The 24,467-nt window shown below is 61.7% G+C and carries 27 protein-coding genes; 23 read left to right on the top strand and 4 right to left on the bottom strand.

Going from position 1 to position 24,467, the window contains the following annotated elements; translation table 11 throughout:
* Nucleotides 1-47 precede the first annotated feature (47 nt).
* Nucleotides 48-473, top strand: a complete 426-nt coding sequence (locus EN749_RS04070; RefSeq protein WP_128362602.1) for an OsmC family protein — start codon at nt 48-50, stop codon at nt 471-473.
* Nucleotides 474-532: 59 nt separating this feature from the next.
* On the opposite strand, the gene EN749_RS04065 is transcribed toward EN749_RS04070, so the two are convergent.
* A complete protein-coding gene (locus tag EN749_RS04065; protein WP_013531832.1) occupies nt 533-1,162 on the bottom strand; it encodes a MarC family protein in 630 nt (209 codons plus the stop codon).
* Nucleotides 1,163-1,317: 155 nt separating this feature from the next.
* Nucleotides 1,318-1,848, bottom strand: coding sequence for a hypothetical protein (locus EN749_RS04060; RefSeq protein WP_127269843.1), 531 nt, complete (start codon nt 1,846-1,848; stop codon nt 1,318-1,320).
* Between the two features lie 85 nt (nt 1,849-1,933).
* Between EN749_RS04060 and EN749_RS04055 the strand changes: the two genes are divergently transcribed.
* Both EN749_RS04055 and gyrA read left to right on the top strand, forming a co-directional pair.
* Complete coding sequence (locus EN749_RS04055; protein ID WP_128362601.1) at nt 1,934-2,776, top strand: AraC family transcriptional regulator; 843 nt, start codon at nt 1,934-1,936, stop codon at nt 2,774-2,776.
* Between the two features lie 202 nt (nt 2,777-2,978).
* Nucleotides 2,979-5,780 (top strand): DNA gyrase subunit A, encoded by a 2,802-nt coding sequence (gyrA, locus tag EN749_RS04050; RefSeq protein WP_128362600.1) that lies wholly within the window; start codon nt 2,979-2,981, stop codon nt 5,778-5,780.
* Between the two features lie 69 nt (nt 5,781-5,849).
* On the opposite strand, the gene EN749_RS04045 is transcribed toward gyrA, so the two are convergent.
* A complete protein-coding gene (locus EN749_RS04045; protein ID WP_081714296.1) occupies nt 5,850-6,002 on the bottom strand; it encodes a hypothetical protein in 153 nt (50 codons plus the stop codon).
* 298 nt (nt 6,003-6,300) lie between these two features.
* On the opposite strand from EN749_RS04045, the gene coaD reads away from it, so the two are divergent.
* Genes coaD through tgt form a run of 7 tightly spaced genes read left to right on the top strand, consistent with a single transcriptional unit; the run spans nt 6,301 to nt 10,796 of the window.
* Nucleotides 6,301-6,801, top strand: a complete 501-nt coding sequence (gene coaD / locus EN749_RS04040; RefSeq protein ID WP_127272529.1) for a pantetheine-phosphate adenylyltransferase — start codon at nt 6,301-6,303, stop codon at nt 6,799-6,801.
* A gap of 16 nt (nt 6,802-6,817) precedes the next feature.
* Complete coding sequence (locus EN749_RS04035; protein WP_128362599.1) at nt 6,818-7,405, top strand: peptidylprolyl isomerase; 588 nt, start codon at nt 6,818-6,820, stop codon at nt 7,403-7,405.
* Nucleotides 7,406-7,444: 39 nt separating this feature from the next.
* Nucleotides 7,445-7,957, top strand: coding sequence for a peptidylprolyl isomerase (locus EN749_RS04030; RefSeq protein WP_128362598.1), 513 nt, complete (start codon nt 7,445-7,447; stop codon nt 7,955-7,957).
* 12 nt (nt 7,958-7,969) lie between these two features.
* Nucleotides 7,970-8,419 (top strand): DMT family transporter, encoded by a 450-nt coding sequence (locus EN749_RS04025; RefSeq protein ID WP_013531824.1) that lies wholly within the window; start codon nt 7,970-7,972, stop codon nt 8,417-8,419.
* On the top strand, nt 8,419-9,507 hold the full coding sequence (queA, locus tag EN749_RS04020; protein WP_127395668.1) for a tRNA preQ1(34) S-adenosylmethionine ribosyltransferase-isomerase QueA: 1,089 nt from the start codon (nt 8,419-8,421) through the stop codon (nt 9,505-9,507). The genes EN749_RS04025 and queA overlap by 1 nt, the downstream gene beginning before the upstream one ends.
* A complete protein-coding gene (locus EN749_RS37600) occupies nt 9,497-9,673 on the top strand; it encodes a hypothetical protein (protein WP_164749036.1) in 177 nt (58 codons plus the stop codon). The genes queA and EN749_RS37600 overlap by 11 nt, the downstream gene beginning before the upstream one ends.
* The gene (tgt, locus tag EN749_RS04015; protein ID WP_127269464.1) at nt 9,666-10,796 is read left to right on the top strand and encodes a tRNA guanosine(34) transglycosylase Tgt; all 1,131 of its coding nucleotides are present in this window, start codon (nt 9,666-9,668) and stop codon (nt 10,794-10,796) included. The genes EN749_RS37600 and tgt overlap by 8 nt, the downstream gene beginning before the upstream one ends.
* Before the next feature lie 4 nt (nt 10,797-10,800).
* Here the strand turns inward: tgt and EN749_RS04010 are convergent, their stop codons facing one another.
* Complete coding sequence (locus EN749_RS04010; protein ID WP_127269463.1) at nt 10,801-11,220, bottom strand: DUF4864 domain-containing protein; 420 nt, start codon at nt 11,218-11,220, stop codon at nt 10,801-10,803.
* Between the two features lie 265 nt (nt 11,221-11,485).
* On the opposite strand from EN749_RS04010, the gene EN749_RS04005 reads away from it, so the two are divergent.
* From EN749_RS04005 to EN749_RS03945, 13 genes are all read left to right on the top strand, one after another.
* Nucleotides 11,486-11,722 (top strand): Lrp/AsnC family transcriptional regulator, encoded by a 237-nt coding sequence (locus tag EN749_RS04005; RefSeq protein ID WP_010909609.1) that lies wholly within the window; start codon nt 11,486-11,488, stop codon nt 11,720-11,722.
* Nucleotides 11,723-11,893: 171 nt separating this feature from the next.
* A complete protein-coding gene (locus EN749_RS04000) occupies nt 11,894-13,306 on the top strand; it encodes a circularly permuted type 2 ATP-grasp protein (protein ID WP_023812984.1) in 1,413 nt (470 codons plus the stop codon).
* Between the two features lie 88 nt (nt 13,307-13,394).
* The gene (locus EN749_RS03995; RefSeq protein ID WP_027036710.1) at nt 13,395-14,336 is read left to right on the top strand and encodes an alpha-E domain-containing protein; all 942 of its coding nucleotides are present in this window, start codon (nt 13,395-13,397) and stop codon (nt 14,334-14,336) included.
* An 85-nt stretch (nt 14,337-14,421) separates the two neighbouring features.
* Entirely contained in the window at nt 14,422-15,216 is a 795-nt protein-coding gene (locus EN749_RS03990; protein ID WP_127273300.1) for a transglutaminase family protein, read from the top strand.
* A 132-nt stretch (nt 15,217-15,348) separates the two neighbouring features.
* Nucleotides 15,349-16,080 (top strand): peptidase, encoded by a 732-nt coding sequence (locus tag EN749_RS03985; RefSeq protein ID WP_127322443.1) that lies wholly within the window; start codon nt 15,349-15,351, stop codon nt 16,078-16,080.
* A 101-nt stretch (nt 16,081-16,181) separates the two neighbouring features.
* Complete coding sequence (locus EN749_RS03980; RefSeq protein WP_128362597.1) at nt 16,182-17,594, top strand: aspartate aminotransferase family protein; 1,413 nt, start codon at nt 16,182-16,184, stop codon at nt 17,592-17,594.
* 127 nt (nt 17,595-17,721) lie between these two features.
* Nucleotides 17,722-18,489, top strand: a complete 768-nt coding sequence (locus tag EN749_RS03975) for a DeoR/GlpR family DNA-binding transcription regulator (protein ID WP_127258922.1) — start codon at nt 17,722-17,724, stop codon at nt 18,487-18,489.
* 124 nt (nt 18,490-18,613) lie between these two features.
* The gene (gene glpD / locus EN749_RS03970; RefSeq protein ID WP_128362596.1) at nt 18,614-20,140 is read left to right on the top strand and encodes a glycerol-3-phosphate dehydrogenase; all 1,527 of its coding nucleotides are present in this window, start codon (nt 18,614-18,616) and stop codon (nt 20,138-20,140) included.
* Between the two features lie 42 nt (nt 20,141-20,182).
* On the top strand, nt 20,183-21,262 hold the full coding sequence (locus EN749_RS03965; RefSeq protein WP_127810486.1) for an ABC transporter ATP-binding protein: 1,080 nt from the start codon (nt 20,183-20,185) through the stop codon (nt 21,260-21,262).
* Nucleotides 21,263-21,272: 10 nt separating this feature from the next.
* The gene (locus tag EN749_RS03960; RefSeq protein ID WP_023812976.1) at nt 21,273-22,340 is read left to right on the top strand and encodes an ABC transporter ATP-binding protein; all 1,068 of its coding nucleotides are present in this window, start codon (nt 21,273-21,275) and stop codon (nt 22,338-22,340) included.
* A complete protein-coding gene (locus EN749_RS03955) occupies nt 22,341-23,207 on the top strand; it encodes a sugar ABC transporter permease (protein WP_127272310.1) in 867 nt (288 codons plus the stop codon).
* 1 nt (nt 23,208) lies between these two features.
* The gene (locus EN749_RS03950) at nt 23,209-24,132 is read left to right on the top strand and encodes a carbohydrate ABC transporter permease (RefSeq protein ID WP_027036701.1); all 924 of its coding nucleotides are present in this window, start codon (nt 23,209-23,211) and stop codon (nt 24,130-24,132) included.
* A complete protein-coding gene (locus tag EN749_RS03945; RefSeq protein ID WP_128362595.1) occupies nt 24,132-24,467 on the top strand; it encodes a hypothetical protein in 336 nt (111 codons plus the stop codon). The genes EN749_RS03950 and EN749_RS03945 overlap by 1 nt, the downstream gene beginning before the upstream one ends.

Here is a 24,467-nt window from a genome sequence, read left to right as displayed (position 1 = left end):
GAGGCTGACCGGGCCGATCAACGAAATACGGTGAGAGGACGAGTTGGGTGAAAGCACGGGTAAAGTGGGTCGAGGAGCGCACCTTCGTCGGGGAATCCGGCAGCGGTCACAAGGTCGTGCTCGGAACAGCGCACGGACCGGAAGGCAGGACGCCGGGTCCAAGCCCGATGGAGTTGGTGCTGATCGGCACCGGTGGCTGTTCGGCCTATGATGTCGTGCATATCCTCGAAAAGGGCCGCGAGGCGGTCGAGGACTGCGTGGTCGAGCTTGATGCCGAGCGGGCCGAAACCGAGCCAAGAGTGTTCACCCGCATCCACATGCATTTCGTCGTCAAGGGCAGGGCACTCTCCAGCGTCAAGGTGAAACGCGCGATCGACCTTTCGATCGAAAAATATTGCTCGGCCTCCGCGATGCTGGCCAAGACCGCCACGATTACCCACGATTTCGAGGTCATCGATACGGTGGCGAAGTAGGCAGTAGGCAGTAGGCAGTAGGCAGTAGGCAGTAGGCAGTAGGCAGTAGGGACTGTCGTTCAGCCCGCTATCAGCGCCTTGATACCGTCGGCGACGAATTGCACAGCCAGTGCCGCCAGGATGACGCCAAGCAGACGGGTCAGGATCGAGCGGCCGGTCTGGCCGAGGATGCGGTCTATGCGTTCCGACAGCACGAACACCAGATAGGTGATGGCGAGGCAGACGAAGATGATGCCGACCAGCGCCGCCTGCGCGGCAAAGCCTTGAAACGAGCCGGAAAGCAGCACAGTTGCCGAAATGGCACCAGGGCCCGCGATCAGTGGGATCGCCAGCGGGAAGGCGGCGATGTTGTGGATCATGTCCTTGGTGATGGCGACGTCGCCGATCTTCTCCTTGCGGTCCTGCCGGCGCTCGAACACCATCTCGAAGGCGATGAAGAACAGCAGGAAACCGCCGGCGACGCGGAAGGCCGGCAACGTTATGCCGAACACCGACAGGATCGAGGCCCCGGCAACCGCAAACAGCGCCATCACCAGGAAACCGATGATCGAGGCGCGCACCGAAACCTGCTGGCGCTCCTCGCGGTTCATGCCGCGCGTCACGGCGAGGAACAGCGGCGCCAGGCCGGGCGGGTCGATGGTCACGAGAATGGTGACGAAAGCGTTGAACAGGCTGTCGAAACTCGGCATCTCTGACCCTCCCGCCGGGCTGTGCCCGTGCCAGAATATTGGTAGAGCAAAGCCCGTTCGGTGGGAACCGTTCGTGAGAAAGTGGTTGATGCGGGACAGAGGGCAGCGCGAAGGATCGCGACGCTTTTATTCTGGGCTGCTGCAATCCTTGTAGATCAAACCGCTCGCCGCGCCAGGAACTCGACTTCCAGCCGCCATGTCGCGCCATTGTCTTGCGAGCGTTCGCCCAGCCAGCGGAAGGAGTTTTCGGTGATGCGTGAAAAGCTCCAGCGTACCGAGCTGCCGGTGTCGTCGGCGCCCACTTGCACGATCGTGTCACCCTCGGCGCGGCCGAGCTGGCGGCTGAAATACTGGTTGCGCGGGTCGCTCCAGAAGATGTGCCAGGCATCCGCGCCGGGATCATAGACGCGCAGCGTCGTGCCGTAAAAAGTCCATGTGCCCAAGGATGGCGATGGACCGGCGTCCCGCGCGGGCAGGATCCACACGTCCTGGATCGCCCGGCCTTCCAGCACCCAGCCGAAATGCACCTCGCCACGCCCTGTCAGCACAGTGCCGTCCTCGAGGTGGCGCGAGGCCTCAAACGTCCAGGCGCCGACGAAGCGGCCGTAAAGGCTCAGTTTTTCGGCAAGCCCTTCGATCGGTCCGGAGCTATGCAGGGCTTCGGCAAACGAGGATTGATCGAACATGGCTACGGTCTCTTCTTGTCAGGAGACCGTTAGGAGTAGGCGGTGACGGGGTTCTGAGCTTGGGAAAAATTGCTATATTTCGACTATGACGACGACCACGCATAGTCTCGCATTCGGAGCCGGTTGGCACGTGACGGACGTCATTTGCACGGCCGGCGCCAGCGACCGGCCGTTCGAGGAAGCGCATCAGGATTTCTGCGTCGCTGCGGTCACCAGCGGCACGTTTCGCTACCGCGCCCAACAAGGCACGGCGATGCTGGCGCCCGGCGCGCTCCTGCTCGGCAATCCCGGCACATGTTACGAATGCGGGCACGAGCATGGCAGCGGCGACCGTTGCCTCTCGTTCCATTTCGATCCGGCCTACATGGAACGAATCGCAGCTGGAGTGCCGGGCACCAGGAAGCTGGCTTTCAAGGCGGCGCGCCTGCCGCCTTTGCCGGTACTGGCGCCACTCCTGGCCGAGGCGGAGACCGCGCGCGAGATGGCCGACATCGACGCCTTCGAGGAACTTTCCCTGCGCTTGGCCGGTGCTGCCGTGGCTACAGCCTCTGGCGCTACGCATGTCGGGCGCGCGCCGAGCCGCCGCGATCAGAAACGGGTGGCCGAGGCAGTGCGGCGGATCGAACTGGACGCCGATGGGCCGGTCTCGCTTTCAGCACTTGCCGATGAGACGGCGACCAGTCCGTATCACTTCCTGCGCATCTTCCGGCAGGTGGCGGGCATGACGCCCTACCAATTCCTGCTCAGGACGCGATTGCACAGGGCGGCGGTGCGGCTACGCCTGTCGAACGATGCGGTCTCGGCGATCGCCTTCGAGGCAGGCTTCAACGATCTGTCGACCTTCAATCGTCGTTTTCGGCGGATCATCGGGGAGACGCCGGGCCAGTATCGCAGCCGCCGTGGCGCATGGGCCGTTTCTGCTTCGTGAATCGGCCCCGTGCCCGCCAAGGCAGACACGCAGGCTTTTGCGTCAGGGCGGCGAAAACTGCCTTGGCCATATCGTCGCAATCAGCGGTATCCATTTGAAATTACCACCGAAAATGACACTGGAAAAGTGCCGTGAAGGTTGGAGTTTCGGGCTTGCTTCCTATATAAGCACCAAGTGATTCCTGATTAGATTGTGATCCGATTTGACCGACCAGAAGACACCGCGCGGCGCCGACGGCGGCCCCACCGGCATCGAGCCGATATCCATCGTCGAGGAGATGCAGCGCTCCTATCTCGATTACGCTATGAGCGTGATCGTCAGCCGTGCGCTGCCGGACGTGCGCGACGGCCTGAAGCCGGTGCATCGCCGCATTCTCTTCGCCGCCCATGAGAGCGGCTACCACTGGAACCGCAAATATGTGAAGTCGGCGCGTCCGGTCGCCGACGTGATGGGTAAATACCATCCGCATGGCGACGCCTCCATCTATGACGCCTTGGTGCGCATGGCACAGGACTGGTCGCTGCGCGTTCCGTTGATCGACGGGCAGGGCAATTTCGGCTCCATCGACGGCGATCCGCCTGCGGCGATGCGCTACACGGAAGCGCGGCTGACCAAGGTCGCGCACGAGCTTTTGGAGGATATCGACAAGGATACCGTCGATTTCCAGGACACTTACGACGCGTCGGGCAGCGAACCGAAGGTTCTGCCGGCACGGTTTCCCAACCTTTTGGTCAACGGCTCGGGCGGCATCGCCGTCGGCATGGCGACCAACATTCCACCGCATAATCTCAGCGAAATCTGCAACGGCGCCATCGCCCTCATCGACAATCCGGCGATCGACCTGCCGGCGTTGATGGAGATCATTCCGGGACCGGATTTCCCCACCGGCGGCATCGTGCTTGGCCGTTCGGGCATCTACAACGCCTATTCGACCGGCCGTGGCTCCATCGTCATGCGCGGCAAGGTCAACATCGAACAGCGCGGCAACGACCGCGAGTCGATCATCATCACCGAGGTTCCCTACCAGGTGAACAAGTCGTCGATGATCGAGAAGATGGCTGAACTGGTGCGCGACAAGCGCATCGAGGGCATTTCCGATATCCGCGACGAGAGCGACCGCCAAGGCTACCGCGTCGTCATCGAGTTGAAGCGCGACACCGTTGCCGACGTCATCCTCAACCAGCTCTACCGCTTCACGCCGCTGCAGACCTCCTTCGGCGCCAATATGGTGGCACTGAACGGCGGCAAGCCGGAAGTGATGAACCTGACCGATATGCTGAAGGCGTTCGTCGCCTTCCGTGAGGAGGTGATCACAAGGCGGACGAAATTCCTGCTGCGCAAGGCGCGCGACCGCGCCCATGTGCTGGTCGGTCTCGCCATCGCAGTCGCCAACATCGACGAGATCATCAAGCTGATCCGCACCGCGCCGGATCCGCAGACGGCGCGTGAGCAGTTGATGGAGCGGCGCTGGCCCTCTGGCGACGTGGAATCGCTGATCCTCCTGATCGATGACCCGCGTCACCGGATCAACGAAGACGGCACCTACAATCTGTCAGAGGAACAGGCGCGCGCCATCCTCGAACTGCGCCTGCAGCGCCTGACCGCGCTCGGCCGCGACGAGATCGCCGACGAGTTGAACACGATCGGCGCCGAAATCATCGATTACCTGGACATTTTGTCGTCCCGCGCGCGCGTCCAGCAGATCGTCAAGGACGAGCTTGCTGCCGTGCGCGACGAGTTCGGCACGCCGCGCCGCACCGAACTCACCGACGGCGGTTCGGACATGGAAGACGAGGACCTGATCCAGCGCGAGGACATGGTCGTGACGGTGAGCCATTCCGGCTACATCAAGCGCGTGCCGCTGTCGCTCTACCGGGCGCAGCGTCGCGGCGGCAAGGGCCGCTCCGGCATGTCGACCAAGGAAGAGGATTTCGTCACCCGGCTGTTCGTGGCCAACACCCATACGCCGGTGCTGTTCTTCTCCTCGCGCGGCATCGTCTACAAGGAAAAGGTCTGGCGGCTGCCGATCGGCAATCCGCAGTCACGCGGCAAGGCGCTGATCAACATGCTGCCGCTGGAGCAGGGCGAGCGCATCACCACCATCATGCCGCTGCCGGAGGACGAGGCCAGCTGGGGCGAACTTTACGTGATGTTCGCCACCACGCGCGGCACCGTGCGCCGCAACGATCTATCCGACTTCGTCCAGGTCAACCGCAACGGCAAGATCGCCATGAAGCTGGAGGAAGAAGGCGACGAGATCCTCGGCGTCGAGACCTGCACCGACAAGGACGACGTGCTGCTGACCGCCAGTTCCGGCCAGTGCATACGCTTCTCCGTCGGCGACGTGCGCGTCTTCCAGAGCCGCAATTCGGTCGGTGTGCGCGGCATAACCATGGCCGAGACCGACCGCATCATCTCGATGTCGGTGATAGAGCATGTCGATGCTTCGCCAGCGGAACGCGCCGCTTACCTGAAGCGCGCGGCGGCGGAGCGGCGGCTTGCCACGGAAACGACCGGCGAAGAGGAAGAGATCGCGCTGACCAATGAGGAGATCGGCGAGGAGACGGAGCTTTCCGACAACCGATACGAAGAGCTCAAGGCGCACGAACAGTACGTGCTGACGGTCACCGAGTTCGGCTACGGCAAGCGTTCGTCGTCCTATGATTTCCGGCTGACCGGACGCGGCGGCAAAGGCATCCGCGCCACCGATGTGTCGAAGGCAGCCGAGATTGGCAGGCTGGTGGCGACGTTCCCGGTCGGCAATGACGACCAGATCATGCTGGTGTCGGACGGCGGCACCGTCATCCGGGTTCCGGTCAACGGCATCCGTTTCGCCAGCCGCGCCACCAAGGGCGTGACCATCTTCAACACGGCTGAAGGCGAAAAGGTGGTTTCGGTCGAGCGGATCTCGGAACCGCAAGCGGACGAAGAAAGCGATGAGACGGTCGAGGGCGGTGCTGATGCCGCTCCGGCGCCTGACGCCGGTCCGGAGGGTGCGGACTAAGTCCGGCACCCGGGTTTTGACATAGCAACGCCGGCCAGGTGGCCGGCGCGGCAGCAAGTTCAGGCTTTATCAGTAGTGACGATATGGCTTGCGCGGGCCGAAGCCTTCGAAGCGCTTGGTGTTTGCCTTGACGCGGATGCGTTGCGCCTCCTGATGCAGCCCAAATACGGTGGCGATCAGCATGGCGACGGTCATTGCGGTGGCGAGCATGTAGATCAGCATGTGCGTGTTCTCCTGCGCCTAACAACGGATAGATGGGATTTTGGTTTCATCTTATTAAGGTGCAACCTAGTGAACGCTGCGTGAAGGCTTCGTGATCAGCGTGTTCATCTGTGGTTCATGTGCCGGAAAAGGTTCACGGCCGGCGCGCCGATCGGATTTGCCTTTGCGAGAGAGGCTCGCTAGAGCCTGTCCCATCTTGATGGACGGAAGACGGAACGGGCTCTAGCTTTCATTTGAGCATGATCTTTTCCAAAAACCGGTTTCCACTTTTTGGGATCATGCATTAGAAGCACCTGCCATGACTGAACGCATTGCCCTCTATGCCGGCTCCTTCGACCCGCTGACCAACGGCCATCTCGATGTGCTGAAGGCCTCGCTGGCCGTGGCGGATATCGTTTATGCGGCGATCGGCATCCATCCGGGCAAGCAACCGCTGTTTTCGTTCGAGGAGCGGGTGAAGCTGATCGAGACGGCGACGAAGACGGAATTCGGCAGCGACGGTGCCCGCATCAAGGTCGTCGCCTTCGACGGGCTGGTCATCGACGCCGCCAGGAAGCAGGGCGCCTCGATCATGATCCGCGGCCTGCGCGACGGCACCGACCTCGACTATGAGATGCAGATGGCCGGCATGAACGAGACCATGGCGCCTCAACTGCAGACGGTTTTTCTGCCCGCCAGTCCTTCGGTACGCACCATTACCGCCACACTTGTTCGCCAGATTGCCTCGATGGGCGGCGACATTCGCCCCTTCGTGCCGGCGGCGGTTGCCGGTGCGCTCACAGCCAAGTTCAAGAAGTAAGTTTTCGGAGAAAACCATGCAGCTGAAAAAGCTAGCCTCGTTCCTTGTCGTGCTCGCCGGTCTTGTGGCTGTGTCGGTCTCGGCTTTCGCCGCCGACCCGGAAAACACAATGATCATCACGCTGAAGGACGGCGACGTCACCATTGCGCTGAGGCCCGATCTGGCGCCAAAGCATGTCGAGCAGATCAAGAAGCTGGTGCGCCAAGGCGCCTATGACAACGTCGCCTTCCACCGCGTCATCGACGGCTTCATGGCGCAGACCGGCGACGTCAAGTTCGGCAATATGAAAAAGGGTTTCAGCGCCGAGGCCGCCGGCACCGGCGGTTCCGACCTGCCCGACCTGCCGGCCGAATTCTCACAGACCGAACATTATAAGCGCGGCGTGGTCGGCATGGCCCGCTCGCAGGACCCCAATTCGGCCAATTCGCAGTTCTTCATCATGTTCGCTCCGGCACCGCCCCTCGATGGCCAGTACACGATCGTCGGCAATGTCGTCAGCGGCATGGACCTGGTGGATCACATCAAGAAGGGCGATCAGGCGGACAACGGCACGGTCACCGATCCCGACCGGATGATCAAGGTGCGCATCGCCGCCGACAAGTAAATTGTCGAATAACTCTGTTTACTCAAAAGGATATCTGACATGGCCGAAATCAAGGACCGCGAGAACGCGCTCATCATGGAAACGACTAAGGGCACGGTCGTCATAGAACTTTTCCCCGACCTGGCGCCCGGCCATGTCGGCCGCATCAAGGAACTGGCCAGGGAAGGCGCCTATGACGGCGTGGTCTTCCACCGCGTCATCGAGGGTTTCATGGCGCAGACCGGCGACGTCAAGTTCGGCAATTCGAGCAAGCCTTCCTTCGCGCCGTCCCGCGCGGGCATGGGCGGCTCTGAAAAGCCGGATTTGAAGGCTGAATTCTCCAACGCCAACCATGCTCGCGGCACCTGCTCGATGGCCCGCTCGCAGAACCCGAACTCGGCCAATTCGCAGTTCTTCATCTGCTTCGACGATGCCGCCTTCCTCAACCGCCAGTACACGGTCTGGGGCCAGGTCATCGAAGGCATGGACAATGTCGACAAGATCAAGCGCGGCGAGCCGGTGCAGGATCCCGACAAGATCGTGTCGCTGAAGGTCGCGGCCGACGTCAAGTAAGGGCAAACGACAATGATGGGCGTCGTCTGGTCGCTTCTCGGCATCCTGTCCGGCGCCTTCATTGCCATTCAGGCGCCGATCAATTCGCAGCTGGCACGCGGCTTGGGCCTCCCGGTCGCGGCGGCTGCGTTTTCGTTCCTGTCGGGCGCGATCGTGCTCGGTATCATCTCCGTCACGGTGGTGAAGCTGCAAGGCATCTCGCTCGACTGGAAGGCGCCGGCGCCCTGGCTGTTCGTGGCCGGCGGCATGCTGGGCGGTTTCTATGTCACGCTGTCGACGATTCTCACGCCACGCATAGGTGCTGCCGCGCTGATGGCGTTTCTGGTCGCCGGCCAGTTGCTGGCCGGCATGCTCATCGACCGCGTCGGCTTCCTCGGCGTCGCGGTGCGTGAAATCTCGCTCGGCCGCGTTGCCGGCGCGGTGCTGCTCTTGGCCGGAGCGCTGCTCGTCCGGCTCTACTGATGCGCGTCGATCTCTTTGACTTCGACTTGCCGGAGGAGCGCATCGCGCTCCGCCCGGCGCAGCCGCGTGACAGCGCCAAGATGCTTCTGGTCAAATCAGGCGAAGGGCTCGATGACTGGACGGTTGGCGACCTGCCGTCCTTGCTCAGGGCCGGCGACGTGCTGGTGTTCAACGACACCAAGGTCATTCCAGCGCAGCTCAAAGGCATAAGGCGGCGGGGCGAAGCGACGGCGCAGGTCGAAGCCACGCTGCATATGCGCATGGCGCCGGACCGCTGGCTGGCCTTCATGCGGCCGGGCAAGCGCATAGCCGCCGGCGACCGCATCCATTTCGGCCATGACGGCAATTCCTGTTTCCTCGGTCAGCTCGACGCCACGGTGATCGAGAAAGGCGAGGGCGGCGAAGCACTGCTCGGCTTCGACCTGTCGGGGCCCTTCCTCGACGAGGCACTGCACGCGGTCGGCCACATTCCGCTGCCGCCCTACATCGCCTCGAAACGCGACGACGACGAACGCGACCGGGCCGACTACCAGACCATCTATGCAAGCGAGGAAGGCGCCGTCGCGGCTCCGACAGCGGGCCTGCATTTCACGCCGGAGCTTTTTGCAGCGCTTGACAGCAAGGGCATCGAACGCCGCTTCGTCACCTTGCATGTCGGCGCCGGTACGTTCCTGCCGGTGAAGGCCGACGACACCGCCGACCACAAGATGCATGCCGAGACCGGTTCGGTCAGCGAAGCCACTGCGGACGCCCTGAATGCCGCAAGAGCAAGAGGCGGGCGCGTCGTTGCCGTCGGCACGACCTCGCTGCGACTGCTGGAGAGTGCGGCGCGTGAGGACGGTACTCTGGCTGCGTGGTCCGGTCCGACCGATATCTTCATCACGCCCGGCTACCGTTTTCGCACCGCCGACGTGCTGATGACCAATTTCCATCTGCCGCGCTCGACGCTGTTCATGCTTGTCTCGGCCTTCAGCGGCCTCGACACGATGCGTGCGGCCTATGCCCATGCGATCGAGAACCGTTACAGATTCTATTCCTATGGCGACGCAAGCCTGCTTTTCCGAGCGGAGACGAGCGATGGACGATGATCTGCAAGCCTTTGACCGCTATGCGCTGAATGCGGAATTGAAAAAGCTGCGCGCCGGCATTCGCCAGCACCTCGATTCCGCCATGCGCGGCTGCATCCACTACCGCCAGTCGCTCGACAATCAGGCGCCGGACGCCCCGATCCACGACAAGGAATTCAATGGCTAAGCCGTTCAGCTTCAAGGTTCTGGCAACCGACGGCAAGGCGCGACGCGGCGTGATCGACATGCCGCGCGGCGAAATCCGCACGCCGGCCTTCATGCCGGTCGGCACCGGCGGCACCGTCAAGGCCATGTATATGGACCAGGTGCGCGGTGTCGGCGCCGACATCATCCTGGGCAACACCTATCATCTGATGCTGCGGCCCGGCGCCGAGCGTGTGGCGCGGCTCGGTGGCCTGCACGAGTTCGCCCGCTGGCCGCATCCTATCCTGACCGACAGCGGCGGTTTCCAGGTGATGTCGCTGTCGAAGCTGAGAAAGCTGACCGAAAAGGGCGTCACCTTCCGCTCGCATATCGATGGCGCCGCCTACGAGATGTCGCCGGAGCGTTCGATAGAGATCCAGGGATTGCTCGATTCCGATATCCAGATGCAGCTCGACGAATGCACGGCGCTGCCGGCCGAGATGAAGGAAATCGAGCGCGCCATGGAGCTGTCGTTGCGTTGGGCCGAGCGCTGCAAGACGGCGTTCGGCGATCAGCCGGGCAAGGCGATGTTCGGCATCGTGCAAGGCGGCGACAACGCGGCGCTGCGGGAGCGCTCGGCGCAGGCGCTGAGCGCGATGGAGCTGAAGGGCTATGCGGTCGGCGGCCTGGCCGTCGGCGAACCGCAAGCGGTGATGCTCGAGATGCTCGACATCACCTGCCCGGAACTGCCAGCGGACAAGCCGCGCTATCTGATGGGTGTCGGCACGCCCGACGATATCCTGAAATCGGTGGCGCGCGGCATCGACATGTTCGACTGCGTGATGCCGACACGGGCCGGCCGCCACGGCCTTGCCTATACAAGGCGCGGCAAGGTCAATCTGCGCAACGCCCGCCATGCCGACGATCCACGGCCGCTCGACGAGGAAAGCGACTGCCCGGCCGCCCGGGACTACTCACGCGCCTATCTGCATCATCTGGTGCGCTCGCAAGAAGCGCTCGGTGCTATGCTTTTGACCTGGAACAACCTTTCTTACTATCAAAAGCTGATGCAGGACATCCGCGCTGCGATCGAGACCGGCGCCTTCGAGGCGCGCGGCGCGGAAATCACCGAGGGCTGGGCGAGGGGCGATATCCCGTTGCTGTGAGGCCTCAAGTGCTGAGCGAATTCGAAGCGCGCAGGCTGCAGCCGGTGATCTGGAACGTACCGTCGGGCTGTTGCTGCAACGTGTAGACCGCCTCGTAATCCTTGCCGTCGGGGCCGACGATCAGCACCTGCTGGACGATCGAACCCGGAGCGGTCTCCTCGACCTTGCCGAAGGAATAGGTCCGCGGCTTGCGCACCGGCGGATAGCCGTTGGTCACCATGTTCATGAAGGCATCGACGGTCGGGAAGATCCGCTTCACATTCGGGGCGGCGAAGCTGTAGGCGGTGGCGCCGTCATTGGCGATGAGGGCCTTTAGCTGACTGTCGATGACGGACTGGCCCGCCTTGATCTCGGCATCGCCGGCCAATACCGACGACGCGAAGAGGAATGGAACGACTGCGATTGCGAAAAAGGCGCGGCGCATGGCCTGTCTCCGTTATCCCGCGAAATATCTTCCCTCGAAATGCTGCTGTCCGAAGACACATCATAACATACGCTTGGCAGCGCATCGCGGTTTCAGCGATTGCGAATATTCACTGGCGATCGGTGACAAGTTCCACGCCAGTGGCGGAGTTGCAGCAGGCGGTAGCCTAGGCCCGAGCCGGCTGAGCATTCATTCCAGCGCTTGAAAGCCCGCCTCCAGTCTGCCAGAAGGGCCGCTGGACTTGGACGTTTAGCGGGACGAAGCCATGAAGGCGTTTTTCGTGCAGATCAAATGCGAGCTCGGCAAATCCTATGAGGTTGCCAGTGCGCTTGCCGATGCCGAGATCGCCTCGGAAATCTACTCCACCGCCGGCAATTACGATCTGCTCGCCAAATTCTACGTCGACGACGAGGAAGACGTCGGCCATTTCGTCAATGAGAAGGTGCAGATTCTCCCCGGCATCAAGGACACGTTCACCGTCGTCACGTTTCGCGCTTTCTAGCCTGGAAACGCATTTGCCCGGGCACGAGGCAAAGGCTGATCAAGGTCATATTTTAGCTGCCTCAATTTTGGGCAGGCGCAACATACTGATCGCCCGTATCTCTCAAATCACCGATTGCGCTTGATTTTCTCCGGCGACGCCAGTGAAATGGCGTCACAGGGGAGTATGCGATTGGCAGCGTTCGATGAAATGCTTCCGGAAGTCTCCGGATTGAGAAGACCGTATTCGGCTTATGATCGCTGGCTGAAGGAGCAGGATCCGGCCAGGCTGACCGAGAAGATGCAGGACGCCGAACGCGTCTTCCGCAAGACCGGCATCACCTTCGCCGTCTATGGCGAGCAGGAAGCTTCCGAGCGGCTGATCCCGTTCGATATCGTTCCCCGCATCATTTCAGGCAATGAATGGCGCCGCCTCACGCAGGGCATCGAGCAGCGCGTGCAGGCGCTGAACGCCTTCCTCGACGACATCTACCACCGCCAGGAAATCCTGCGCGCAGGGCGCGTCCCCAGGGAATTGATCGCCAGGAACGAGGCCTTCCTGCCGGAGATGATCGGGGTCAGGCCGCCGGCCGGCGTCTACACCCACATCATCGGCGTCGACATCGTCCGCATCTCGGAGGACGAATTCTACGTGCTGGAGGATAATGCGCGCACACCGTCGGGCGTCTCTTACATGCTGGAGAACCGCGAGACGATGATGCAGCTGTTCCCCGAGCTGTTCCAGAAGATCAAGGTACGGCCGGTGGAAAACTACCCGCAGCTTCTGCGCCAGTCGCTGGCGGCGGTGCGGCCGCAAAGCACCAAGGGCGCGCCGACCATTGCGGTGCTGACGCCCGGCAGCTTCAACTCCGCCTATTTCGAACACGCCTTCCTCGCCGACCAGATGGGCGTGCAGCTGGTCGAAGGCCAGGATCTGCGCGTCGTCGACGGCCATGTCGCGATGCGCACGACCGAAGGCTACAAGCAGATCGATGTGCTCTACCGGCGCGTGGACGATTCCTTCCTCGATCCGCTGACCTTCCGGCCGGATTCGGCACTCGGCATACCCGGCATCATGGATGTCTATCGGGCCGGCAACATCACCATCGCCAATGCGCCGGGCACCGGCATCGCCGACGACAAGGCGATCTATTCCTACATGCCCGAGATCATCGAATTCTACACCGGCCGCAAGGCGATCCTGGGCAACATCCCAACCTGGCGCTGCTCGGAGCCCGACAGCCTGAAATACGTGCTCGAGCACATCGACGAGCTGGTGATCAAGGAAGTCCATGGTTCCGGCGGCTACGGCATGCTGGTCGGGCCGGCTGCGACCAAGAAGGAATGCGAGACCTTTGCCAAGAAACTCCAGGCAAAACCTTCGAATTACATCGCCCAGCCGACGCTGGCGCTGTCGACATGCCCGATCCTGACGGAAAAGGGGCTGGCGCCGCGCCATGTCGATCTCAGGCCTTATGTGCTGGTCTCCGATCGCATCCAAATCGTGCCGGGCGGCCTCACGCGTGTCGCGCTGAAGGAAGGCTCGCTGGTCGTGAATTCCTCGCAAGGCGGCGGGACGAAAGATACTTGGGTGCTGGATGATTGAGACGAGCAGGGGGACGCAGCAATCATGAGACGCATTCCCTATTCGCTACTCGCTACTCGCTACTCGCTCAAAATCGGGGCACGTTGATATGCTTCTCGGCCGCACCGCCAACGGGCTTTACTGGATGAATCGCTATATCGAGCGGGCGGAGAACATGGCGCGCTTGGTCGATGCCGGTTTGCGCATGGCGCTGACTCGTACCCAGAGTGCCTCGGAAGAGTGGAATTCGGTGCTGCTCAGCGCCGGTTCCGACGTCACCTTCAGCCAGAAATATTCTGACTATACCGCGGCCAACGTCGCCGACTTCCTGTTGCGCGACACGTCGAACCCGTCGAGCACGATGGCGTCGATCGAGACGGCCCGCAACAATGCCCGCATGGTGCGTACCGCGCTGACGCGCGAAACCTGGGAAAGCATCAACGAAGCCTGGATGTCGCTGAAGCGGATGCTGGCCAAGCCGATCGACGAGCGCGACCTGCCCAGCGTACTCGACGCCATCAAGCGCGAGACGGCGCTGATCCGCGGCTCGTTCTACGGCACCATGCTGCGCAACGAAATCTTCGACTTCTCGCAGCTCGGCACCTATGTCGAGCGCGCGGACAACACGGCGCGCATCCTCGACGTGAAATATTATGTGCTGCTGCCGTCGATCTCCTGGGTCGGCTCGACGCTCGACAATTATCAGTGGGAATCGATCCTGCGTTCGGTCTCGGCGCATCGCTCCTACCGTTGGGTCTACGACGCCGATTACAAGCCGACCAACATTGCCGACTATCTGATCCTCAATGTCCGCATGCCGCGTTCGCTGATGTTCTGCTATCGCTTCCTGTCGGAGCACCTGAAATTCCTCGGCGACGATTACGGCGAACGCCATGCCTGCCACGCAACGGCCGAGAAGACGCAGACAATGCTGAGAGCCGGGTCGATCAAGGGCATATTCGACGCCGGGCTGCATGAGTTCCTGGCCAATTTCATTCGCGACAACACCAAGCTGGGCGAAGAGATCGCACAAGATTACCGGTTCAATTGAGCATGGTCCCGAAAGGTGGGAGCCGGTTTTCTCAGACAAATGAAACCGTTTGTCCGGAGATCGTGCTCACAAACGGAATAGAAGCATGCGGCTGAAGATCACCCATCGGACCGAATACCGCTACGACGCGCCGGTGCACTATCTGTTGCAGCGGCTGCGGCTGCTTCCGGTCAGCGGGTCGACGCAGACCGTTCTGTCCTGGGCCTTGACCATCGAAGGCGCGCGCGAAGAAGTTCGCTTTGTCGACCATTTCGGCAATGACACAAGGCTGCTAAGCGTCGAGGGCGAGCGCGACTTCATCACGGTGGAAGCATCAGGCGAAGTGGTGACACGCGACACCGCGGGTGTCTCGGGGCCGCACCAGGGCTTTACGCCGCTCTGGCTGTACAGCCATGAGACGCCATTGACGGTGATCGGCAGCGGTATCCGCGAACTCGCCGCATCGGTCGGCAAGGGCAGCGACATCGAAAGGCTGCACCGGCTGATGGCTGTCATCGGCGAGCGCGTTGTCTACACGCCCGGCACCACCAGTGCGACGACGCCGGCGGAGGAAGCCTTGGCGCTGAAAACCGGGGTCTGCCAGGATCATACCCATATCTTTGCCGCCGCGGCGCGTGCCATGGGCTTTCCGGCCCGCTATGTCAGCGGCTATCTGATGCTGGAAGCCACGGTCGAGCAGGCGGCCAGCCATGCCTGGGCCGAGGCGCATGTTTCGGGTCTCGGCTGGGTTGCCTTCGATGCCGCCAATGGCATTTCACCCGACGAGCGTTATGTAAAGGTGGCAACGGGCCGCGATTACCGCGACGCCACGCCGGTGTCGGGAATTCGGCTGGGACAGGCGGAAGAACAGCTTGCGGTCACCGTCACGGTGGAGCAGTAATCCTCGCAAGATTGCTGCCGAGCGATTCAGCGTTTCAAGGAAACGCCGGACCGCTCTATCTCCTTGTTTTAACGCAATTCCGGACGGAAAACCGCTTCACACTTTTCCTGGAATTGCTCTAGAAGAGATTCCATGACCTATTGCGTTGGCCTGAAGATCGATGGCGGGCTCGTGTTCATGTCGGACACGCGTACCAATGCAGGCATGGATTCCATCTCCACCTTTCGCAAGATGCATGTCTGGGAAGAGCCGGGCGAGCGCGTCATCGTTTTGATGTCGGCGGGCAACCTGGCGACGACGCAGGCCGTGGTCAGCCTGCTTGACGAGCGCACCAAGGCGATCTCCGAAAGACATTCCACGCTGCTCGAAACGCCGTCGATGTACCAAACGGTCCGCATTGTTGGCGACACGGTCAAGGAGGTCATCGCCAATTCATCGCCCGCCGGCGAGAAGGCGGATTCCTACTTCAATGCGTCCTTCATCCTCGGCGGCCAGATCAAGGGCAGCGAGCCGCGCCTGTTCATGATCTATCCCGAAGGCAATTTCATCGAGTCGACCGACGACACGCCGTTTTTTCAGATCGGCGAGACCAAATACGGCAAGCCGATCATCATCCGCGCCTATGAAAGGACGATGAGCCTGGCCGAGACGGTGAAGCTGCTTTTGGTGTCGTTCGATTCGACGTTGAAGTCGAACCTGTCCGTCGGCTTGCCGCTCGACCTGCTCTTCCTGGAGAAGGACGCCTTCAAGGTCGGATTGAAGAAGCGGATCGGCCAGGACGACCAGTATTACCGCACGATCTCCGACGGATGGTCGAATGCGCTGAAGACCGCCTTTGCCAGCCTGCCGGATTTCCCTGGCTGAGGCGTGCGGCATCCATTGCCGGTTGCGTCTATTTCACGCGTTAATTAATAAAGAGACCAGCCGCGATGGATGGTGGCGGTCGATCATGTCGGGAGGACAGGATGAACAACGATGATTTCCGGCAATGGTCGCGCCGCGCCGCCGACTGGGGCGCCGACTACCGCAATACGCTACGCGAGCGGCCGGTGCGGCCGCTGGTCGAACCGGGCGACATTTTTCGAAGCATTGAGGCTTCTCCGCCCGAAGACGCCGAGCCGATGGACCGGATCTTCGCCGACTTCGAAGAGAAGATCCTGCCGGGAATGACGCATTGGCAGCATCCCCGCTTCTTCGCCTATTTCCCGGCCAATGCGGCGCCGGTTTCGGTGGTGGCGGAATATCTGGTTTCGGCGATGGCCGCGCAATGCATGCTCTGGCAGACGTCGCCGGCGGCGACCGAACTCGAAACGCGCACCGTAGACTGGATGCGCCAGGCGCTCGGCCTGCCCGAAGGGTTTTCCGGGGTGATCCAGGATTCAGCCTCGTCGGCGACACTGGCCGCGGTGCTGACCATGCGCGAACGGGCGCTCGACTGGCAAGGCAACAGACAAGGCCTGGCAGGGCAGGCGCGGCTGCGCATCTATTCCTCCGACCAGGTGCACACGTCGATCGACCGGGCGATCTGGGTGTCCGGCATCGGCGAGGACAATCTCGTGCGCATTCCGGTCGGCGGCCGCTTTCGCGCCATGGACACGGCAGCACTCGAGGCGGCAATCATCGCCGACAGGGAAGCCGGCATGCTGCCGGCCGGCATCATCGCTTGCGTCGGCGGCACCAGCACCGGCGGCACCGACGATATTGCAGCGGTTGTCGAGGTCGCACGGCGGCATGGGCTTTATCTTCACGTCGACGCCGCATGGGCGGGATCGGCGATGATCTGTCCGGAGTATCGGCATTTCTGGGAAGGGGTCGAAGGCGCCGATTCCATCGTTTTCAATCCGCACAAATGGCTGGGCGCGCAGTTCGACTGCTCGATCCAGTTCCTGCGCGACCCCGAAAGCCATGTGAGGACGCTGGCCATCAAGCCGGATTATCTGAAGACACACGGCCACGACGGCATCATCAACTATTCCGAATGGTCGGTGCCGCTTGGCAGGCGATTTCGCGCGCTGAAATTGTGGTTCCTGCTGCGCGCCCATGGCCTGGAAAATCTGCGCACGATGATCCGCAATCATGTCGCGTGGAGCGAAGGGCTTGCCGCGCGGCTGGCAAGGGAGCCGAATTTCGAGATCGTCAGCGAGTCGATGCTGTCGCTCTTCTCGTTCCGGCACAAGGCTGCAGCTGGCACTGATGCGGACGAGCACAATCTGCGCCTGGTCAATGCGATCAACGACGATGGCCGCATCTACCTGACGCAGACGAAGGTCGATGGCAGGATCGCAATCCGCTTCCAGGTCGGCCAGTTCGAGGCGACCGCCGCCGATGTTGATACGGCCTTCACCGTCATCACGGAAATCGCGCGCGCAATGGATTGATCGGGCACAATCTGGTTTGCGTTCGTATTCACCTTGGCAATCACATGCATTTCATTAGCCGGCTCATGCCTTTTCATCGGTTTCGTTTTCGACTATAGACAAGAAAAACGAAAACGGGAGGTTGCCTATGTATCTGTCGCCGCGCCATGCCGAGATTATCCAGATGGCCAAGGATCATGGCCGCGTGCTGGTCGATGATCTGGCCACCCACTTCAATGTGACGCCGCAGACCATACGCAAGGACCTCAACGATTTGTGCGACCAGCGGCTGCTCTCGCGCATCCATGGCGGCGCGCTGTATCCCTCCGGCATCGAGAACATGGAATATGAGGCGAGACGCAAGATCGCCGCCGACGAGAAGGAGGCGATCGGCCGTGCGGCCGCCAGGCTGATCCCCGACAATGCCTCGCTGTTCATCAACATCGGCACCACGACCGAGTCGGTCAGCAAGGCGTTGCTCGATCACAACGGTCTCATGGTCATCACCAATAACATCAATGTTGCCAATAGGATGCGGATATATCCCTCGATCGAGGTGGTGATCGCCGGCGGGGTTGTGCGCGGTTCCGATGGCGGTGTGGTCGGCGAAGCGGCGGTCGACTTCATCAGGCAGTTCAAGGTCGACTATGCGGTGATCGGTGCATCCGCCATCGACCATGACGGCGCCTTGCTCGATTTCGATTTTCGCGAGGTCAAGGTGGCGCAGGCGATCATCGCCAATGCAAGGCATGTCATCCTGGTTTCCGACCAGACCAAATTCGAGCGAACCGCACCGGTGCGCATCGGCCATCTGTCGCAGGTCAACACCTTCATCACCGATCGTTGCGACATCCCGTCAGTGCGCAAGATCTGCCAGGAGGCCGAGGTTCAGTTGATCGAGACGTCGCTCGCCTAGGCGGTTTCCGCCCGATATCACGCGCTCGTGATATTTCGTTTGACATTCGTTATCATTTCGAAATAATTCCGACACGGTTTCGTAAAAGCCCAAAAATGGTGCAATGCGAATCGTTGGAGGAATTGTGGACGCATCTCCGATCCGTGACATTTTCGTCATAGGTGGCGGCATCAATGGCTGCGGCATTGCCCGTGATGCCGTCGGTCGTGGCTTTTCCGTGTTTCTCGCCGAGATGAACGACCTCGCCAGCGGAACCTCCTCGGGTTCGACCAAATTGATCCATGGCGGCCTGCGCTACCTCGAATTCTACGAATTCCGCCTGGTGCGCGAGGCGCTGATGGAGCGCGAGGTTTTGTGGAAGAACGCGCCGCACATCATCTGGCCGATGCGCTTCGTGTTGCCCTATGCCAAGGGCCTGCGCCCGGCCTGGCTGATCAGGCTCGGTCTCTTCCTCTACGACCACATTGGCGGGCGCAAATTGCTGCCCGCGACCCGGACGCTGGACATGGCCAGGGATCCGGCCGGCAAGCCTTTGAAGCCGCTGTTCAAGAAGGCCTTCGAATATTCGGATGGCTGGGTCAATGATGCGCGACTGGTGGCGCTGAACGCGCGTGATGCCGCCGACCGCGGCGCCACGGTCCGCACCCGCACGAAGGTGACCGGCGCGCGCCGCGAAAACGGCCTGTGGGCAATCCAGATCGAGGATCTGCAGAGCGGCGAGACCGAGGAGATCAAGGCGCGACTGCTGGTCAATGCCGCCGGCCCCTGGGTCGATCATGTGCTGTCCGGCGTGGTGGGGCTCAACGATGTGCACAATGTCCGCCTCGTGCAGGGCAGCCACATTGTCATCGCCAGGAAGTTCGACGATCCACGCGCCTATTTCTTCCAGAACAAGGATGGTCGCATCATCTTCGCCATTCCCTATGAGGAAGAGTTCACACTGATCGGCACCACCGACCAAGATTATCCCGGCGATCCGCATGACGTGAAGATCAGCGACACCGAGATCGATTACCTCTGCGCCGCGGCAAGCGAATATTTCGCCCAACCCGTCAAGCGCTCGGACATCGTCTGGACCTATTCGGCCGTCCGCCCGCTCTATGATGACGGCGCCTCCAAGGCGCAGGAAGCGACGCGGGACTATGTGCTCAAGGCCGATGGCGGCGAGGGCGCTGCCCCAATCGTCAATGCCTTCGGCGGCAAGATCACCACGTATCGCCGGCTGTCGGAATCGATGCTGGAAAAGATCGAGGGTTTTCTCGGCAAGCGCGGCAAGCCGTGGACGGCAAACGCGCCGCTGCCGGGCGGCGATTTCCCGGCCACCGGTTTCGATGCCGAAGTGGCGAAATTGAAAACCGCCTATCCATTCCTCGACGCGCGCCTGGCTCGCCGGTTGACCCGGCTCTATGGCACCCGCGCAAGGATGCTGTTGGGGCTGGCCAAATCGAACGTCGATCTCGGCCGCAACTTCGGCGCCGATCTCTACGAGGCCGAGGTGCGCTATCTCGTTCAAAACGGATGGGCCGTCACATCAGAAGATGTATTGTGGCGCCGGACCAAGCGCGGTCTGCATCTCAGCCGCGAGCAGGTGGCGGCGCTCGATGAGTTCATGCGCGGCATAAGCCGGCGCCATGTCGCGGCTGCCGAATGAAGAGGGGTTTGAGCTGATGCGGAAGGCCTGGGAGGAGGCGTCATGCTGGAACTGAGAAACGTCACCAAGGCGGTCGGCGCGGTCGAGCATATAAGCGACGTGTCGCTGACGCTCCAGCACGGCTCGCTCAACGTCCTGCTCGGACCTACGCTTTCCGGCAAGACAAGCCTGATGCGGCTGATGGCCGGCCTGGACGTGCCGACCTCCGGTTCGATCTGGTTCGACGGCCAGAATGTCACCGGTGTGCCGGTGCAGAAGCGCAAGATCGCCATGGTCTACCAACAGTTCATCAACTATCCGGCGATGACCGTTTATGAGAACATTGCTTCGCCGCTGCGGGTGGCCGGCATCGAGCAGGCCAGGATCGACAGCCAGGTGCGTGAAGCCGCGGCTCTTCTCAAGCTGACGCCCTATCTCGACCGCACGCCGCTAAGCCTGTCCGGTGGCCAGCAGCAGCGCACCGCGCTGGCGCGCGCCATCGTCAAGAACGCAAGCCTGGTCCTGCTCGATGAGCCGCTCGCCAATCTCGACTACAAATTGCGCGAGGAACTGCGCGCCGAATTGCCCAGGATATTCGCCGCCGCCGGCACCATCTTCGTCTACGCCACGACCGAGCCGCACGAGGCGCTGCTGCTCGGCGGCAACACGGCGACGCTTTCTGAAGGGCGGATCACTCAGTTCGGACCGACCATCGAGGTGTTCCGCAAGCCGGTAGATCTGGTGACAGCCAGGACGTTTTCCGATCCACCGCTCAACACCATCGTGCTCGCCAAGAAGGGTCGGGACTTCCTGCTCGAGGGCGGCGTGAACCTGCCGGTGCCGGCCGAGCTCTCCGGCATTGCCGATGCCATGTACACGATCGGTTTTCAGCCGCACCACCTGTCGCTCGAGCGGCCCAATGCGGCGGCGGTACCGGTGCGCGCCAAGGTGACGATCACCGAGATCACCGGATCGGAGAGCTTCATCCATCTCGATTTCGCCGATGCGCGCTGGGTCATGCTGACCCATGGTATCAGGCATTTCGAGCCGGACGAGGTGGTCGAGGTGTTCATCGATCCGCGCCACATCATGGTTTTCGACGAGCACGGCAGCGCCGTGACTGCGCCGAAGCTGGCGGCTTGAGGGCAAAGAGATGGCACGCATCGACGTCAACCATGTCAGGCATTCCTACCTGCCGAACCCGCAGAAGGATGCCGATTTCGCGCTACGGGAAGTGCATCATGTCTTCGAGGACGGCGGCGCCTATGCGCTGCTCGGGCCCTCCGGTTGCGGCAAGACCACGCTGCTCAACATCATTTCGGGATTGTTGCACCCCTCGCACGGCCAGTTGCTGTTCAACGGCAAGGACGTGACCAATTTGTCGACGCAGGAGCGCAACATCGCGCAGGTGTTCCAGTTCCCGGTCATTTACGACACCATGACCGTCTACGACAATCTGGCCTTCCCGCTGCGCAACCGCGGCGTGCCGGAAGCCGATGTCGACCGCAAGGTTCGCGAGACGCTGGAGATGATCGATCTAGCGTCGTGGGCGAAGAAGAAGGCGAGGGGCCTGACCGCCGACCAGAAGCAGAAGATCTCGCTCGGCCGCGGGCTGGTGCGCTCCGACGTCAACGCCATCCTGTTCGACGAGCCGCTGACCGTCATCGATCCGCACATGAAGTGGGTGCTGCGCTCGCAGCTGAAGCAGTTGCACCGCCGCTTTGGCTACACCATGGTCTATGTGACCCACGACCAGACCGAGGCGCTGACCTTCGCCGAGCAGGTCGTGGTCATGTATGATGGCGGCATCGTGCAGATCGGCACACCGGCCGAATTGTTCGAACGCCCGCGCCATACCTTCGTCGGTTATTTTATCGGCTCGCCGGGCATGAACGTCATGCCGGTGGCAATCGACGGCAAGACGGCGACGCTCGGCTCACAGCGCATCGAACTGCCGGGCGCGCCAAAGGCAGGCAGCGGCGCCGTCGAGCTCGGCATCCGTCCCGAATATGTCCGGCTCGGCCGCGAAGGCATGGCCGTGCAGGTCAGCAAGGTCGAGGATCTCGGCCGCCACAAGGTGGTGCGCGCCAAGCTCGAAGGCCGCGATATCTCTGCCGTGATCGGTGAGGACGAGACCCTGCCCGCCGATCCGAAGGTGCGGTTCGACCCGGCCGGCATCAACATCTATGCCGATTCCTGGCGTGTCGAGATGGAGGCCTAGATGGAGAAGACCTGGAACAACAAGGCCTGGTTCATGGTGCTGCCGGTCCTCCTGCTGGTGGCGTTCTCGGCGGTGATCCCGCTGATGACGGTGGTCAACTATTCGGTGCAGGACACGTTCGGAAACAACGTCTTCTTCTGGAACGGCTCGGACTGGTACACCGAGATCCTGGAGTCGGAACGCTTCTGGCTGTCGATGGTCCGCAACCTGATCTTTTCCGCAACCATCCTCGCCATCGAGATCCCGCTCGGCATCTTCATCGCTCTCAACATGCCCAAGAAAGGCTGGGGCGTGCCGGTCTGCCTGGTGCTGATGGCTCTGCCGCTGCTGATCCCGTGGAACGTCGTCGGCACGATTTGGCAGGTGTTCGGCCGCATCGACATCGGCCTGCTCGGCTATACGCTGTCGTCGCTCGGCTTCGACTACAACTACGTCAACGATCCGACCGACGCCTGGGTGACGGTCATCCTGATGGACGTATGGCACTGGACAAGCCTCGTCGTTCTGCTCTGCTACGCCGGACTGGTCTCGATCCCCGATGCCTTCTATCAGGCGGCCAAGATCGATGGTGCATCGCGCTGGGCAGTGTTCCGCTACATCCAGCTGCCGAAGATGAACCGCGTGCTTCTGATCGCGGTGCTGCTGCGCTTCATGGACTCATTCATGATCTACACCGAGCCGTTCGTCGTCACCGGCGGAGGTCCCGGCAATTCGACGACGTTCCTGTCGATAGACCTGGTCAAGATTGCCATCGGTCAGTTCGATCTCGGGCCGGCGGCCGCCATGTCGATCATCTACTTCCTGATCATCCTTCTGCTGTCTTGGGTGTTCTACACCGTCATGACCAATGTCGATGCGGAGCGCTGAGATGAGCGGCGCCAACGAAGGAACGACGAGGCAGGACCGAGTGCGTGAGACGGCGGTTTCGGACGGGCTCGCCAGCACCTTGTCGCAGGACCAGCTTGCGCGGCTGATGCGCCGGCGCGGCGAAGAATCCCGGTTCTGGTGGTTGGTGCCGACGATCTACATCATCTTTCTGATGCTGCCGATCTACTGGCTGGTCAATATGAGCTTCAAGACCAATCAGGAGATCCTGGGCGCGTTTTCGCTGTGGCCGAAGAGCCCGACCCTGGCCAACTACATCGTGATCTTCACCGACCCGTCCTGGTACAAGGGCTACATCAATTCGATCATCTATGTCGTCATGAACATGGTGATCTCGGTTTCGGTGGCGCTGCCGGCGGCCTACGCTTTCTCGCGCTACCGCTTCCTCGGCGACAAGCACCTCTTCTTCTGGCTGTTGACAAACCGCATGGCGCCGCCGGCAGTGTTCGCGCTGCCATTCTTCCAACTCTATTCGGCCTTCGGGCTGATCGACACGCATATCGCGGTGGCGCTGGCGCACTGCCTGTTCAACGTGCCGCTGGCGGTCTGGATCCTCGAGGGTTTCATGTCCGGCGTGCCGAAGGAGATAGACGAGACGGCCTATATCGATGGCTATTCCTTCCCGCGCTTCTTCCTGAAAATCTTCATGCCGCTGATCGCCAGCGGCGTCGGCGTGGCCTGCTTCTTCTGCTTCATGTTCTCATGGGTCGAGCTGCTGATCGCGCGCACCTTGACCACGACCGCCGCCAAGCCGATCGCCGCGATCATGACGCGCACGGTCTCGGCCTCCGGGCTCGACTGGGGCGTGCTCGCCGCCGCCGGCGTGCTCACCATCCTTCCAGGCGCGCTCGTGATCTGGTTCGTCCGTAATTACATCGCCAAGGGCTTCGCCCTGGGGAGGGTTTGATGGCGGAAGCGGATATCAATATCTCGGAACTGCGCCACCTGACCAACAGCCTATTTGATTATCTGGAAGGTCAAGGCGTTGACGGTATCCATGTGAGGCAAAGTCAGTACTGGAAGGTATACTTTGCTGATGCATTCGAGGTCGGACCTCCGACGCTAGTGATGGGCGACGTGTACGACGATCTCAACGATATGCGGGCAGAGGTCCAGGGCCCCAACGACGACACCACCCTTTGGCACGCATTTATGCATCTCTCCGGCTTGATCAATATTGTCGCCTACGCCGCCGAAAACGGTGACCTCGCGAAGCGAGTGGCGATGGAGAAACACCCATGA

Source organism: Mesorhizobium sp. M7A.F.Ca.ET.027.02.1.1, from assembly GCF_004022985.1.
Classification (GTDB): domain Bacteria; phylum Pseudomonadota; class Alphaproteobacteria; order Rhizobiales; family Rhizobiaceae; genus Mesorhizobium.
Note: the sequence above shows the minus strand (reverse complement) of the source record. Positions and strands in the feature narration are given on the sequence as shown.

Bases quoted from the DNA above. Each gene is read 5' to 3' on its own strand.
- EN749_RS04045 (WP_081714296.1), bottom strand. From the start codon at position 6,002: ATGCTGATCTACATGCTCGCCACCGCAATGACCGTCGCCATGCTGATC.
- EN749_RS03950 (WP_027036701.1), top strand. From the start codon at position 23,209: ATGAGCGGCGCCAACGAAGGAACGACGAGGCAGGACCGAGTGCGTGAG.
- EN749_RS04025 (WP_013531824.1), top strand. From the start codon at position 7,970: ATGATGGGCGTCGTCTGGTCGCTTCTCGGCATCCTGTCCGGCGCCTTC.
- EN749_RS03975 (WP_127258922.1), top strand. From the start codon at position 17,722: ATGTATCTGTCGCCGCGCCATGCCGAGATTATCCAGATGGCCAAGGAT.
- coaD (WP_127272529.1), top strand. From the start codon at position 6,301: ATGACTGAACGCATTGCCCTCTATGCCGGCTCCTTCGACCCGCTGACC.
- EN749_RS04035 (WP_128362599.1), top strand. From the start codon at position 6,818: ATGCAGCTGAAAAAGCTAGCCTCGTTCCTTGTCGTGCTCGCCGGTCTT.
- EN749_RS04055 (WP_128362601.1), top strand. From the start codon at position 1,934: ATGACGACGACCACGCATAGTCTCGCATTCGGAGCCGGTTGGCACGTG.
- EN749_RS03995 (WP_027036710.1), top strand. From the start codon at position 13,395: ATGCTTCTCGGCCGCACCGCCAACGGGCTTTACTGGATGAATCGCTAT.
- EN749_RS03955 (WP_127272310.1), top strand. From the start codon at position 22,341: ATGGAGAAGACCTGGAACAACAAGGCCTGGTTCATGGTGCTGCCGGTC.
- EN749_RS03980 (WP_128362597.1), top strand. From the start codon at position 16,182: ATGAACAACGATGATTTCCGGCAATGGTCGCGCCGCGCCGCCGACTGG.
- EN749_RS04060 (WP_127269843.1), bottom strand. From the start codon at position 1,848: ATGTTCGATCAATCCTCGTTTGCCGAAGCCCTGCATAGCTCCGGACCG.
- EN749_RS04010 (WP_127269463.1), bottom strand. From the start codon at position 11,220: ATGCGCCGCGCCTTTTTCGCAATCGCAGTCGTTCCATTCCTCTTCGCG.
- EN749_RS03960 (WP_023812976.1), top strand. From the start codon at position 21,273: ATGGCACGCATCGACGTCAACCATGTCAGGCATTCCTACCTGCCGAAC.
- tgt (WP_127269464.1), top strand. From the start codon at position 9,666: ATGGCTAAGCCGTTCAGCTTCAAGGTTCTGGCAACCGACGGCAAGGCG.
- EN749_RS03965 (WP_127810486.1), top strand. From the start codon at position 20,183: ATGCTGGAACTGAGAAACGTCACCAAGGCGGTCGGCGCGGTCGAGCAT.
- EN749_RS04030 (WP_128362598.1), top strand. From the start codon at position 7,445: ATGGCCGAAATCAAGGACCGCGAGAACGCGCTCATCATGGAAACGACT.
- EN749_RS03985 (WP_127322443.1), top strand. From the start codon at position 15,349: ATGACCTATTGCGTTGGCCTGAAGATCGATGGCGGGCTCGTGTTCATG.
- EN749_RS04065 (WP_013531832.1), bottom strand. From the start codon at position 1,162: ATGCCGAGTTTCGACAGCCTGTTCAACGCTTTCGTCACCATTCTCGTG.
- EN749_RS04005 (WP_010909609.1), top strand. From the start codon at position 11,486: ATGAAGGCGTTTTTCGTGCAGATCAAATGCGAGCTCGGCAAATCCTAT.
- EN749_RS03945 (WP_128362595.1), top strand. From the start codon at position 24,132: ATGGCGGAAGCGGATATCAATATCTCGGAACTGCGCCACCTGACCAAC.
- EN749_RS37600 (WP_164749036.1), top strand. From the start codon at position 9,497: ATGGACGATGATCTGCAAGCCTTTGACCGCTATGCGCTGAATGCGGAA.
- EN749_RS03990 (WP_127273300.1), top strand. From the start codon at position 14,422: ATGCGGCTGAAGATCACCCATCGGACCGAATACCGCTACGACGCGCCG.
- queA (WP_127395668.1), top strand. From the start codon at position 8,419: ATGCGCGTCGATCTCTTTGACTTCGACTTGCCGGAGGAGCGCATCGCG.